This window comes from Paraburkholderia piptadeniae (genome assembly GCF_900007165.1).
GTDB lineage: Bacteria > Pseudomonadota > Gammaproteobacteria > Burkholderiales > Burkholderiaceae > Paraburkholderia > Paraburkholderia piptadeniae.
Genome location: NZ_CYGY02000017.1, coordinates 115,592 through 129,137 on the forward strand (window position 1 = coordinate 115,592; position 13,546 = coordinate 129,137).

General features: G+C 66.5%; 11 protein-coding genes. 9 read left to right on the plus strand and 2 right to left on the minus strand.

Features of this window, described 5'->3' with window-relative positions:
- Positions 1-14: 14 nt before the first annotated feature.
- Complete coding sequence (locus BN2476_RS08040; RefSeq protein ID WP_087733623.1) at positions 15-1,235, minus strand: CaiB/BaiF CoA transferase family protein; 1,221 nt, start codon at positions 1,233-1,235, stop codon at positions 15-17.
- 318 nt (positions 1,236-1,553) lie between these two features.
- Between BN2476_RS08040 and alaS the strand changes: the two genes are divergently transcribed.
- On the plus strand, positions 1,554-4,178 hold the full coding sequence (gene alaS / locus BN2476_RS08045; protein WP_087733624.1) for an alanine--tRNA ligase: 2,625 nt from the start codon (positions 1,554-1,556) through the stop codon (positions 4,176-4,178).
- Between the two features lie 102 nt (positions 4,179-4,280).
- Here the strand turns inward: alaS and BN2476_RS08050 are convergent, their stop codons facing one another.
- Positions 4,281-5,195 carry a LysR family transcriptional regulator gene (locus BN2476_RS08050; protein WP_087733625.1) on the minus strand — a complete coding sequence of 305 codons (915 nt, stop codon included), beginning with the start codon at positions 5,193-5,195 and terminating at the stop codon, positions 4,281-4,283.
- 136 nt (positions 5,196-5,331) lie between these two features.
- Between BN2476_RS08050 and BN2476_RS08055 the strand changes: the two genes are divergently transcribed.
- The 8 genes from BN2476_RS08055 (at position 5,332) to BN2476_RS08090 (ending at position 13,333) form a co-directional block, all read left to right on the plus strand.
- Positions 5,332-6,573, plus strand: coding sequence for a YbfB/YjiJ family MFS transporter (locus tag BN2476_RS08055; RefSeq protein ID WP_087733626.1), 1,242 nt, complete (start codon positions 5,332-5,334; stop codon positions 6,571-6,573).
- A 154-nt stretch (positions 6,574-6,727) separates the two neighbouring features.
- The gene (locus tag BN2476_RS08060) at positions 6,728-7,759 is read left to right on the plus strand and encodes a threonine aldolase family protein (protein ID WP_087733627.1); all 1,032 of its coding nucleotides are present in this window, start codon (positions 6,728-6,730) and stop codon (positions 7,757-7,759) included.
- A gap of 237 nt (positions 7,760-7,996) precedes the next feature.
- A complete protein-coding gene (gbd, locus tag BN2476_RS08065) occupies positions 7,997-9,145 on the plus strand; it encodes a 4-hydroxybutyrate dehydrogenase (protein WP_087733628.1) in 1,149 nt (382 codons plus the stop codon).
- A gap of 31 nt (positions 9,146-9,176) precedes the next feature.
- Positions 9,177-9,656, plus strand: coding sequence for an acyl-CoA thioesterase (locus BN2476_RS08070; RefSeq protein WP_087733629.1), 480 nt, complete (start codon positions 9,177-9,179; stop codon positions 9,654-9,656).
- A 3-nt stretch (positions 9,657-9,659) separates the two neighbouring features.
- A complete protein-coding gene (locus BN2476_RS08075) occupies positions 9,660-10,622 on the plus strand; it encodes a branched-chain amino acid ABC transporter permease (protein ID WP_087733630.1) in 963 nt (320 codons plus the stop codon).
- Positions 10,615-11,865, plus strand: coding sequence for a branched-chain amino acid ABC transporter permease (locus tag BN2476_RS08080; RefSeq protein WP_087733631.1), 1,251 nt, complete (start codon positions 10,615-10,617; stop codon positions 11,863-11,865). Before BN2476_RS08075 ends, BN2476_RS08080 begins: the two co-directional genes overlap by 8 nt.
- Positions 11,862-12,623, plus strand: coding sequence for an ABC transporter ATP-binding protein (locus BN2476_RS08085; RefSeq protein WP_087733632.1), 762 nt, complete (start codon positions 11,862-11,864; stop codon positions 12,621-12,623). The genes BN2476_RS08080 and BN2476_RS08085 overlap by 4 nt, the downstream gene beginning before the upstream one ends.
- Positions 12,620-13,333: an ABC transporter ATP-binding protein gene (locus BN2476_RS08090; RefSeq protein ID WP_087733633.1), complete on the plus strand. Its 714-nt coding sequence runs from the start codon at positions 12,620-12,622 to the stop codon at positions 13,331-13,333. Before BN2476_RS08085 ends, BN2476_RS08090 begins: the two co-directional genes overlap by 4 nt.
- Positions 13,334-13,546: the final 213 nt, after the last annotated feature.

The following is a 13,546-nucleotide window of genomic DNA, read 5'->3' on the forward strand; positions in this document are numbered from 1 at the left end:
CGCGCACCGCCCCCTCAGATCACCGACTGATCCCGCAGCGCCTCGATGTGCGCGTCGTCGTAGCCGAGCACGTCGCGCAGGATGGCCTCCGTATGCTCGCCGAGCGTCGGCGGATGGGCTTGCGCTTCCGGCGGCGTCGCGCTCATCCGGATCGGATTGCGCACCAGCTTTACCGTGCCGCCCGACGGATGCGGCAACTGCACTTGCATCCCGCGCGCGACCACCTGCTCGTTGTCGAACACTTCGTCCAGATCGTTGATCGGGCCGCACGGCACGCCTGCCGCTTCGAGCGCGCCGATCCATTCGTGCTTGCTGCGCGTGCGGACCATCTCCGCGAGTATCGGCACCAGAATCTCGCGATTGCGCACGCGCGCGGGGTTCGTCGCAAAGCGGTCATCGTCGGCGAGATCGACGCGATGGCCCGCTTCGACGAACTTGCGGAACTGCCCGTCGTTGCCGACCGCGACGATGATCCAGCTATCGCTCGTCTGGAACGTCTGGTACGGGACGATGTTCGGGTGCGCATTGCCCCAGCGCACGGGCGGCTTGCCGCTCGCGAGGAAATTCGAGTTCATGTTGGCGAGCATCGCGACCTGCACGTCGAGCAGCGCCATGTCGATGTACTGGCCTTCGCCCGTTCGCTCGCGATGCGCGAGCGCCGTCAGCACGGCGACGCTCGAGTACATGCCCGTCATCAGGTCCGCGATGGCGACGCCGGCCTTCTGCGGGCCGCCGCCTGGCAGCCCGTCGCGCTCGCCCGTGACGCTCATGAAGCCGCCGATGCCCTGGATGATGAAGTCGTAACCCGCGCGCTGCGCGTACGGACCTGTTTGCCCGAAGCCCGTCACCGAGCAGTAGATGATGTCCGGCTTCACAGCCTTCAGCGACTCGTAGTCGAGCCCGTACTTCTTCAACTGCCCGACCTTGTAGTTCTCGAGCACGACATCGCTTTGCGCCGCCAGCTCGCGGACGATCTTTTGCCCTTCCGGCGTCGAGATGTCGATCGTCACCGAGCGCTTGTTGCGATTGGCCGCGAGGTAATAGGCCGCCTCGCGCGTGTCCGCGCCGTCCGGTGTCTTCAGGTACGGCGGCCCCCAGTGGCGCGTGTCGTCGCCGGCTCCCGGCCGCTCGACCTTGATCACGTCGGCGCCGAAGTCGGCGAGGGTTTGCGCGCACCACGGACCGGCGAGCACGCGGGTAAGGTCCAGCACGCGGATATGACTGAGTGCGCCCATGTTGTGTCTCTGTCTCCCATGTGATGAGGCGCGCCGCACGGGCGCCGCCCGATTCGATCGATGTGATGCATCTTAAGCGATCGGACGCCGCTCGCCCATTCAGCCTCACGGCATAGGACGAATGACCGGCGATGCCCGGCTCCGAGTGTTTCCGGGCGAAAACCTGGCCGGATGGCCAACGCCGGGCGCAAGCCGCGCCGCGGCGTCGCGCAGGGGCGCCGATCCCGTATAATCGACCGTTCAGGAAACAATCTATTGCGACGGCCGGTAAGTCTTCCGCAGCCGTCGGCTCAAGTCAGGACCGTCCCCAAGCACGCTATGAAAGCCGCCGAAATCCGCGAGAAATTCCTCAAGTTCTTCGAATCGAAGGGCCATACGATCGTCCGCTCGTCGAGCCTCGTACCCGGCAACGACCCGACGCTGCTCTTCACCAATTCGGGCATGGTGCAGTTCAAAGATGTGTTTCTCGGCGCCGAATCGCGTCCGTACTCGCGGGCCACGACGGCGCAGCGCAGCGTGCGCGCGGGCGGCAAGCACAACGATCTGGAAAACGTCGGCTACACCGCGCGCCACCACACGTTCTTCGAAATGCTGGGCAACTTCTCGTTCGGCGACTATTTCAAGCGCGACGCGATTCACTACGCGTGGGAGCTGCTGACGGGCGTCTACAAGCTGCCGAAGGAAAAGCTCTGGGTCACGGTCTACAAGGAAGACGACGAAGCGCACGACATCTGGGCGAAGGAAGTGGGCGTGCCGACCGAGCGCATCATCCGCATCGGCGACAACAAGGGCGCGCGCTACGCATCGGACAACTTCTGGCAGATGGCCGACACGGGCCCGTGCGGCCCGTGCTCGGAAATTTTCTACGACCACGGCCCGGACGTGTGGGGCGGCCCGCCCGGATCGCCGGAAGAAGACGGAGATCGCTACATCGAAATCTGGAACCTCGTGTTCATGCAGTTCAACCGCGACGCGCAGGGCAACATGACGCCGCTGCCCAAGCAGTGCGTGGATACGGGCATGGGCCTCGAGCGTATCGCGGCCGTGCTGCAGCACGTGCACAGCAACTATGAGATCGATCTGTTCCAGGCGCTGATCAAGGCCGCCGCGCGCGAAACGGGCGTCGCTGATCTGTCGAACAACTCGCTGAAGGTGATCGCCGATCACATCCGCGCGTGCTCGTTCCTGATCGTCGACGGCGTGATTCCGGGCAACGAAGGCCGCGGCTACGTGCTGCGCCGTATCGTGCGCCGCGCGATCCGCCACGGCTACAAGCTGGGCCGCAAGGGTTCGTTCTTCCACAAGCTGGTCGCGGACCTCGTCGAGCAGATGGGCGGTGCGTATCCCGAACTGAAGGACGCCGAGCGGCGCGTGACCGACGTGCTGCGCCAGGAAGAAGAGCGCTTCTTCGAGACCATCGAGCACGGCATGTCGATTCTCGAAAGCGCGCTGGCCGATCTCGAAGCCAAGGGCGGCAAGACGCTCGACGGCGAAGTCGCGTTCAAGCTGCACGACACCTATGGCTTCCCGCTCGATCTGACGGCGGACGTGTGCCGGGAGCGCGGCGTGAGCGTCGACGAATCGGCGTTCGACGAGGCGATGGCTCGCCAGCGCGAGCAGGCGCGCGCGGCCGGCAAGTTCAAGATGGCGCAAGGCCTCGAATACACGGGCGCGAAGACCACGTTCCACGGCTATGAAGAGATTGTCTTCGACGACGCGAAGGTGACGGCGCTGTACGTCGACGGCTCGTCCGTCAGCGAGGTGACGAAGGGCCAGCAGGCTGTCGTCGTGCTCGACCATACGCCGTTCTACGCGGAATCGGGCGGCCAGGTCGGCGACCAGGGCGTGCTCGCGAATGCGGCCGTCCGCTTTGCCGTCGCCGACACGCTGAAGGTGCAGGCGGACGTCGTCGGCCACCACGGCACGCTGGAACAGGGCACGCTGAAAGTCGGCGACGTCGTGAAGGCGGAAATCGACGCAGTGCGCCGCGCGCGCACGGCCCGCAATCACTCGGCCACGCACCTGATGCACAAGGCGCTGCGCGAAGTGCTCGGCGGCCATGTGCAGCAGAAGGGCTCGCTCGTCGACGCGGACAAGACCCGCTTCGACTTCGCGCATAACGCGCCGATGACGGACGACGAAATCCGCCGCGTCGAAGAAATCGTCAACGCCGAAGTGCTGGCGAACGCGCCGGGTATCGTGCGCGTGATGCCGTACGACGAAGCGGTGAAGGGCGGCGCGATGGCGCTCTTCGGCGAGAAGTACGGCGACGAAGTGCGCGTGCTCGATCTGGGATTCTCGCGCGAACTGTGCGGCGGTACGCACGTGCATCGCACGGGCGATATCGGCTTTTTCAAGATCGTGATGGAAGGTGGCGTCGCGGCGGGCATCCGTCGCGTCGAGGCGATCACGGGCGATAACGCCGTGCGTTTCGTGCAGGAACTGGACGCGCGCATCAACGCGGCAGCCGCTGCACTGAAGGCGCAGCCGGCGGAACTGACGCAGCGCATCGCGCAGGTTCAGGACCAGGTGAAGTCGCTGGAAAAAGAACTGGGCGCGCTGAAGTCGAAGCTCGCATCGAGCCAGGGCGACGAACTGGCGGGCCAGGCGATCGACGTGTCGGGCGTGCAGGTGCTCGCGGCGACGCTGGAAGGCGCGGACGTCAAGACGCTGCGCGAAACCGTCGACAAGCTGAAGGACAAGCTCAAGAGCGCAGCCATCGTGCTCGCGTCCGTCGAAGGCGGCAAAGTCAGCCTGATCGCGGGCGTCACCGCGGATGCCAGCAAGAAAGTGAAGGCGGGCGAACTGGTGAACTTCGTCGCGCAGCAGGTCGGCGGCAAGGGCGGCGGTCGTCCGGACATGGCGCAGGCAGGCGGCACCGAGCCCGCCAATCTGCCCGCCGCGCTGGCGGGCGTGAAGGGCTGGGTCGAAGCGCAGCTGTAAGCACGTCAGACAGCATTCGCATCAAGCGATAAAAAGCCGCGAGTCGATGAGACTCGCGGCTTTTTTGCTTTCAGAAGAGCGGTCCGGCGTCCTGGCCCGGTATTAGACGGCCACCGCCATCGTCGCCTTCACGGCTTCGTCGGCGTTGCTGCTCTCGACCAGCATCCCGCGCAATGCATTCAATGCCGACGAAAAATGCCCGCGTCGCCAGATCAGCAGCGTATCGATGTTGTCGAGTCCTTCGGGCGCATGCACGGCGATATCGTTGTTCGATTCGGGCAGCAGCGCGAGCACCGAGCGCGGCGCGACGGCCACGCCCGCGCCCGCCGCGACACACGCGACGATCGCGTGATACGACCCGAGCTCCAGCACACGCGCCGGCCGGATGCCGCGCTGCATGTACCAGTTCTCGACGTAGATCCGATACGCGCAACCCTGTTCGAACGCGACCAGCGTCGATAGCGCGATATCGCGCGCATCGCGAATGGGGCGATGTCCGCGCGGACTCAGCATGACGAGTTCCTCACGATACACAGGCACGATCTCGAACAGATCGCCGAGCGCTGCGGGATCGGGCGGCCTGGAGACGATGGCCGCATCCACCTCGAATTCGCGCACGCGCTCGATCAGCTTGCCCGTCGTGCCCGTCTCCAGTTCGAGCGCGACGTCCGGCCATGTCTGATGGTATTGCGCGAGCAGACCGGGCAGCCGCGTCGCGGCGAGGCTCTCCATCGCGCCGAGCCGCAGACGTCCGCTCGGCCGCGCATCCTTGATGGCATGCCGCGCCTCGTCGGCGAGCGCGAGCAGCCGTTCGGCGTAGGGCAAAAGCGTTTCGCCAGCGGGCGTCAGCACGAGACGGCGTCCGTCGCGGATGAAAAGCTCGGTGCCCAGTTGCTCTTCGAGCTGCTTGATGCGCGTCGTCACGTTCGACTGCACGCGGTTGAGCTTCGCGGCGGCACGCGTCACGCCGTTTTCGCGCACGACGGCGCGGAAAATGGTCAGGGCGGCAAGATCCATTGATCTCTCCGTGAGATTCAATCAATCCATATTATTCATTTTATGAGATTGACCAGTCAAGCTACGATGGGATGTTGAAAAGCCGACTTCACGCTACCGCCGATCCGGCCGGCGGGCCACCATCACGCTGTCAACGATGACCGATCTTGCTACCCACACCTTTGAGCCTCATGCGTCGCCGCACGCCGCCCGCCGAGCCGCGCTTGCCTGCATGGCGGCGCTGGCCGTCGCGCTCGGCGTCGGGCGTTTTGCGTTCACGCCGCTCCTGCCGCTGATGCTTCATGGCGGCGCGCTCGATATCAGACATGGCGGCTGGCTCGCGTCGCTGAACTACGCGGGCTATTTTCTCGGCGCGATCGCCTGCGCGGCATTGCGTGTCGATGCCGCGCGCATGGTGAAGACGGGCCTTGCGCTGACGGTGTTGCTGGTGCTGGCCATGGGCGTCACGGACCAGTTCTGGATCTGGGCGGCCGTGCGTTTCGTCACGGGCGCCGTCAGCGCGTGGACCTTCGTGTTCGCGTCGCAATGGGGCTTGCGGCGGCTCGCCGAACTCGGCGCAAACGAGTGGGGCGGCGTGATCTACACGGGGCCGGGCGTCGGCATTGCCGCGACGGGGTTGCTCGTCAGCGCGGCGGGCGCACATGGTGCATATGGCGCATCGGCGGGCTGGATCGGTTTCGGACTCATGTCGGCCGTACTCACGGCGCTCGTGTGGCGCGCGTTCGCTTCGACGCCGACCATGACGGCCGCATCGCACAACATGCGCAACACCGCGCAAAGCACACGCGCCGCTCAGCCGCATCACGCACATCCGCATCGCGCCGACGCGTTGTGGCTGATCGTCCTCTACGGCGTGCCCGGCTTCGGCTACATCATCACGGCGACGTTTCTGCCCGTGATCGCCCGCGCGGCCCTTCCGGCAGGCTCGCCGTGGCCGGATCTGTTCTGGCCGATGCTCGGTGGCGCGCTGGTTGTCGGCGCGCTGGCGGGCGCGCGGCTTCCCGGGCACTGGGACAACCGCACGCTTTTGGCGGGCTGCTATGTGCTGCAGGCGCTCGGCATCGTCTCGGGCATCGCGTCGCCGACGGCGGGCGGCTTCGCCATCGGTAGCGCGCTGATCGGCTTGCCGTTCACCGCGATTACGCTCTTCGCGATGCGAGAAGCACGCCGTTTGCACGGCGACGATGCGGCGGGCCTGATGGGTTACGCGACGGCGGCTTATGGTCTCGGACAGATCGCCGGCCCGCTCGTCGCGGCGCCGATCGCCGCGCACACCGGTTCGTTCACGCCCGCGTTGTTGCTGGCGGCGGGCGCCTTGCTCGCGGGTGCGGTGGGCCTCGTCGTGGTGGCACTCGTTCGCCCGCGGCCGCACGCCTGAGCAAAAAAAAGAGGCGACGGGAGCGGCGACAGGATAAACAAGCGCACAGGAAACCGGTGGCGGCATCCGACAAAAACAAATTCAGCACCCGCCGCACTAAAATGACCGCTTTCCTGTCATCTCCGCACGCCTGTCGCCGGGCGCGCCGCCTGCCATGCAACATTTCGCGTCGGACAACTACGCCGGCATCTGCCCCGAGGCGCTCGAAGCGCTGATCGCCGCCAACAACAGCGGCCACGAGCCGGCCTACGGCGACGACTCATGGACGCAGCAGGTCTGCGACCGCCTGCGCAATCTGTTCCAGACCGATTGCGAAGTGTTCTTCGTCTTCAACGGCACGGCGGCGAACTCGCTGGCGCTCGCGTCGCTGTGCCAGTCGTATCACTCGGTGATCTGCCACGAACTCGCGCACATCGAAACCGACGAATGCGGCGGCCCCGAGTTCTTCTCGAACGGCTCCAAGCTGCTGACGGCGCCGGGCATCGGCGGCAAGCTCACGCCGGACGCGATCGAAGCCGTCGTCACGCGCCGCGCCGACATCCACTACCCGAAGCCCAAGGTCGTCACGCTCACGCAATCGACGGAAGTGGGCACCGTCTACAGCGTCGAGGAAATCCGCGCGATCGCGGCGATTGCGAAACGCCGTCATCTGAAGGTGCACATGGACGGCGCGCGCTTCGCGAACGCGGTCGCCGCGCTCGACGTGCATCCGTCCGAGATCACGTGGCGCGCGGGCGTCGACGTGCTGTGCTTCGGCGGCACGAAGAACGGCTTGCCCGTCGGCGAGGCGGTGGTGTTCTTTGATCGCGCGCTCGCCGACGATTTCGCGTATCGCCTGAAGCAGGCGGGCCAGCTCGCGTCGAAGATGCGCTTCATTTCCGCGCCGTGGCTCGGCTTGCTCGACAACGACGTCTGGCTGCGCAACGCTCGTCATGCGAACGCGATGGCGAAGCTGATGGAATCGCGGCTCGCGGAGATTCCGGGCGTGAGCATCATGTTCCCGACGGAATCGAATGCGGTGTTCGCGCAGTTGCCGCCGACCGCCGCGAAGGCGATGCGCACGAGCGGCTGGAAGTTCTATGAGTTCATCGGCGCGGGCGGCTGCCGGCTGATGTGCGCGTGGGACACGCAGCCCGAGACGGTCGAGCGCTTCGCCGCCGACGTCCGCGCGCTGTGTGCCGCGTGAGCGGGCGCGTCGGCGTTCGCGCCGCAAGGATGCTCGGCATGCGCGTGAACCCAGCCCGTCGCGGTTCCGAGCACGCGCGGCGTCCCACGAAACCGCCAGTCGAACCCGGCAGACGAGACAAACGAGCGGCGGGGGCAATACGCGAGCATCCCTCGCCGCGCTGGTCGTAGTCACACGCAGCGGCTTCCATGGAACGCGGCGCCGCTTTATCTTCGATAACAAAGGAGACACATCGACATGGCCTACATCTACTATCTGACGCACATTCATCTCGGCTACGACGCGCTCGCGCAGTTGCCTGCGGAGTGCGAGCGCTCGGGCATCAAACGGCCGCTCGTGGTGACGGACAAGGGCGTGATGGCGGCGGGCGTCGCGCAGCAGGCGATCGACGCGCTGAAGCTGCCTCGCGTGCCCGTCTTCGACGACACGCCGTCGAACCCGACGGAAGCGATGGTGATGGCGGCCGCGCAGCGTTATCGCGACGAAGGTTGCGACGGACTGGTCGCGATCGGCGGCGGCTCGTCGATCGATCTGGCGAAGGGCGTGGCGATCATGGCGACGCATCCGGGCACGATGACGGAATACGCGACCATCGAAGGCGGCAGCAACAGGATCACCGACAAGTCCGCGCCGCTGATCGCCGTGCCGACCACCGCGGGCACGGGCAGCGAAGTGGCTCGCGGCGCGATCGTGATCCTCGACGACGGGCGCAAGCTCGGGTTTCACTCATGGCATCTGCTGCCGAAGGCGGCCATCTGCGATCCCGGTCTCACGCTCGGCTTGCCCGCGACGCTCACGGCCGCGACGGGCATGGACGCGATCGCGCATTGCATCGAGACGTTTCTCGCGCCGTCGTTCAATCCGCCCGCCGATGGCATCGCGCTCGACGGGCTGGAGCGCGCGTGGGCGAACATCGAGTTCGCGACGCACGACGGCCAGAACCGCGATGCGCGCCTGCACATGATGAGCGCGTCGATGCAGGGTGCGATGGCTTTCCAGAAGGGGCTCGGCTGCGTGCACTCGCTGTCGCATCCGCTCGGCGGCGTGCCTGTGAACGGGCGCACGTCGCTGCATCACGGCACGCTGAACGCAGTCGTGCTGCCCGCTGTGCTGCGCTTCAACGAAAGTGCGGAGACGGTCGTCGCGAATCGGCGCTATGCCCGGATGCGGCGCGTGATGAACCTGCCGGACAATGCCGATCTCGCGCAGGCGCTGCACGACATGACAGCGCGCCTCGGGCTGCCGACGGGTCTCAGGCAAATGGGCGTCGACGAAAGCGTGTTCGACAAGGTGATCAAGGGCGCGCTCGCCGATCATTGTCATAAGACGAACCCGCGCGAAGCGACGGCCGACGACTATCGCCGGATGCTGATCGAGTCGATGTAAGCGCGCCACTTTTACGCCTGAAGCACACGACATGAACAGACCGGCTCCCGCGGCGCGCGCCGCCTATCCGCACTTCCTCGCCATCGGCACGCGCTGGATGGACAACGACGTCTACGGTCACGTGAACAACGTCGTCTACTACAGCTACTTCGATACCGTCGTGAACGAGTATCTGATCCGCGCGGGCGCGCTCGATATCGAGCACAGCACGACGATCGGACTCGTCGTCGAGACGCAGTGCAACTACTTCGCGCCGCTCGCGTTTCCGGATCGCGTCGACGCGGGACTGCGCGTCGTGCGACTCGGCACATCGAGCGTGCGCTACGAAGTGGGTCTCTTCAGGGAAGGCGACGACGCGCCCGCCGCGCAAGGGCATTTCGTGCATGTCTACGTGGATCGCGAAACGCGTAGACCCGTCGCTCTGCCCGAGAAGCTGCGCGCCGCGCTCGAACCGCTCGTCGTGCCCGTCGTGCCCGTCGTGCATAACGTGCATAACGCGCAGGCGGACTGACGCGTGCAGTCGTTCGTCATCGATGCGCTGAACGGCATCAGCTACGGGCTGCTGCTGTTCATGCTGTCGGCGGGGCTGACGCTGATCTTCAGCATGCTCGGCGTGCTGAACTTCGCGCATGCGAGCTTCTACATGCTGGGCGCGTATGTCGGCTTTTCCGTCGCGGCGCGCGCGGGGTTCTGGTGGGCGCTCGTCGTGGCGCCGCTCGCCGTCGGGCTGATGGGCGCGGCGCTCGAGCGCTGGCTGCTTCGGCGCGTGCGGCCGCACGGACATCTCGCGGAACTGCTGCTGACTTTCGGCGCGGCGTATCTGATCGGCGAAGGCGTGAAGCTCGTCTGGGGCTTGCAGGCGTTCAACGCCGTCGTGCCCAAGGCGCTCGATGGTCCCTTGTTCGACGTGTACGGCATTGCATTCTCGCGCTATCGCGCGTTCATGATGGCCGTGGCCGTCGCGATGCTCGTCGCGTTGCATGCGGTGCTGCGCGTGTCGAAAGCGGGCCTCGTCGTGCGCGCGGCGCTCACGCATCCCGATGCCGTCGAGGCGCTCGGCCACGACGTGCCGCGCGTGTTCACCGGCGTGTTCGCGGCGGGCACCGCGCTCGCGGCGCTGGCGGGCGTGATCGGCGCGCCGCTCTTCGTGCTCGAGCCGGCGATGGCGGAATCGGTCGGCTCGATCGTGTTCGTCGTCGTCGTGATGGGTGGACTGGGCTCGCTCGGTGGCGCGCTCGTCGCGTCGCTCGCGATCGGCTGGGTGCAGACCCTGGCCGTCGCGAGCGACCTTTCGCTCGGCGATCTGCTCGGTGTTCTGCCTGGTGTTCGGCCTGGCGAACATGACGGCACGCTGCCCGCCGCATGGAGCGCGCTGACCGTCGCGCGACTCGCACCGCTCGTGCCGTATCTGCTGCTCGTCGCGATGCTCGCCGTGCGGTCGCGCGGACTCTTCGGACAGCGCGAAGACGATGCATAACGTCAACGATGCGCCACGTTCTTCGCCGCGCGTGCTGCGTTGGCGCGCCATCGTGCCATGGGCCGCGCTCGCGTTGCTGCTTGTCGTGCCGCCTTGCATGTCGACGCAAAGCTGGCTCGTCGCGTGGCTCGCGCAGACAGCGTCGATGATCGTGTTCGCGCTCTCGTACAACCTGCTGCTCGGCGGCGCGGGACTGCTGTCGTTCGGGCATGCGGCATCGTCGGGCATCGGCGCGCTGATCGCGGCGCATCTGTTCAATCGGATCGGCGTGCCTTTGCTGGTTTTGCCATTGCTGGGCGGCATCGGCGGCGCACTGTTCGGCGCGTTGTACGGCCTCGTCGCGACGCGCCGCGCAGGCACCACGTTCGCGATGATCACGCTCGGCATCGGCGAACTCGTCGCGGCTGCCGCGTGGACCTTGCCGGACTGGTTCGGCGGCGAAGCGGGCGTCGCGATCGATCGCACGGCAGGCGTCGCGGTGCAGGGCTTCACATTCGGACCCCCGCGGGAAGCGTATGCGCTCATTGCGCTATGGTGCGCGCTTTCCGTGCTCGCGATGTACGCGCTGTCGCGCACGCCGTTCATGCGGCTCGCGCATGCCGTGCGCGACAACCCGGTGCGCGCGGCGGCCATCGGCTGCTTTCCGCGGCGCGTGCGTTACGAGGTCGTCGTGTGGTCGTCGTTCTTCGCGGGCATCGCAGGCACGCTCGGGCTGATCAATGTCGAGCTCGTATCGACGGAAAGCGTCGGCATGCTGCGCTCGGGCTCGGTGCTGATCGCGACGGTGATCGGCGGCAGCAGTGCGTTCTTCGGGCCTGTCGCGGGTGCCGTCGTGCTGACGTTTTTCAGCGTCGTCGTCGCGAGCGCGACGCGCGCATGGCTTCTGTATCTCGGGCTGTTCTTCGTCGTCGTGGTGATGGCTGCGCCCGATGGCATCGCGGGATGGTTGCAGCGCCAGGCGGCCCGTTTCGCGCAAGACGGCTGGCGTGCGTCGCTGCCGTCCCTCGTCGTGCGAGTGGCGAGCGCATGCGCGTGGTCGCTCGCGATCGTGCTGTGCGTGCAATGGGCATACGCGCGACGCTTCGGCACGGAAGAACAGGCGGCGTTCTTCTCGACGATCGATTTCACGTGGCTGGCAATCGGCGTGCTGTGTCTCGCCGCGATCGGCTGGCTCGCGATGAACATCGCGCAGCGCTTCGAAAGAAGGACTTCTGCCGATGCCCGCACAGGAGTCCGCACATGATTCCCGCGATCGCGGTGTGCGGCATCGAAAAGCGCTTCGGCGCAACGCGCATTTTGCGCGGCGTCGATCTGTCGATCGAGCCGCACGAACGTCATGCGCTGATCGGGCCGAACGGCGCGGGCAAATCGACGCTCTTCAATCTGATCGCGGGCGCAAAGCGGCCGAGCGCCGGGCGCATCGAACTGTACGGCGCCGACATCACACGTCTCGCGCCCGCGGCGATCTGCCGGCGCGGTCTCGCGCGCAGTTTCCAGACGACGAGTTTCTTCGCGAAGCTCAGCGTGTTCGACAACCTGCGCTGCGCCGCGCAGATCGCGAATCGCGACCGTGCGCGCTGGTGGCAGCGCTTCACCGTCACGCGCGCCGCCGATGCGCACGCCGAAGAAGTGCTCGATGCCGTTGCGCTCGGCGCGCGGCGCGACGCGATCGCGGGCACGCTGAGCTACGCGGAACAGCGCGCGCTCGATCTCGGGCTCGCGCTTGCGAGCGGCGCACACATATTGCTGCTCGATGAACCGACGGCGGGCATGAATCGCGCGGAGGCAGCGCGCGCTGTCGAGCTGATCCGCGTCGCGACGGCGGGTCGCACGCTGCTGATGGTTGAGCACGACATGGATGTCGTGTTCGGACTCGCGGATCGCATCAGCGTGCTCGTGCAAGGGCAGGTGATCGCGACGGGCACGCCGGACGCGATCCGCGCCGATTCCGCTGTGCGCGCCGCGTACCTCGGCAGCGTGCTGTCAGGAGGCGCGCGATGACCGCGTTGCTGGCGATGCGCGACCTGTGCGCGTGGTATGGCGCGAGCCAGGTGCTGCGTGGCGTGAACCTGCATATCGAAGCGGGCGAGGCCGTCGCGCTCGCGGGCCGCAACGGCTCGGGTCGCTCGACGCTCGCGAAGGCGATCATGGGCTTTGTGCGTACGCAGGGCGCGATCGAGTTTGCGGGTCGATCGCTCGCGGGACGGCGCGCGTTCGAAATCGCGCGGCTCGGCATTGGCTACGTGCCCGAGCAGCGCGATGTGTTTCCGACGCTCTCCGTGCGCGAGAATCTGCAGCTCGGCCTGAAGCCGCGCGGCAAGCAGCGTGCGGCCCGCTTCACGCCCGACGATGCCTATGCGTTGTTTCCCGCGTTGCGCGAACGTGCGCGCACGAAGGCGAGCGCACTGTCGGGCGGCGAGCAGCAGATGCTGTCGGTTGCGCGTGCATTGCTTGGCGATCCCGATCTCGTCGTGATCGACGAGCCGACGGAAGGGCTCGCGGGCCTGGTCGTCGAGCAGCTTGCGGCCGCGTTGAAGCTGTTGCGCGAGCGCGGCGTCGCGATGCTGCTGATCGAACAGCGGCTCGTGATCGCTGACCGGCTCGCGAGCCGCGTCGCCGTGATGGGGCATGGCGAAATCGTGTTCGACGGGTCGCCCGATATGTTTCGCCAGCGTCCCGACGTGATGCACGAATGGCTGGGCGTGGGCTGAAGCGCGTACTTTCCTGTTTGACTCATACGTTCAAGGCTGCGCAAAGGACCTTGTGGCAACGTCGTGCGGCCGATCTATTGCGTTAATCACGCGCTCGCGCTTGGTGAGCGTCCTCCAGAAATCTTGTCGTCAGCGCGCGGACAAACAAAGACGATCGTCGAAGGCGCATCGCCGAACGAGCGGCAAGAGGAGGAGACGTGAACGACGATAGAC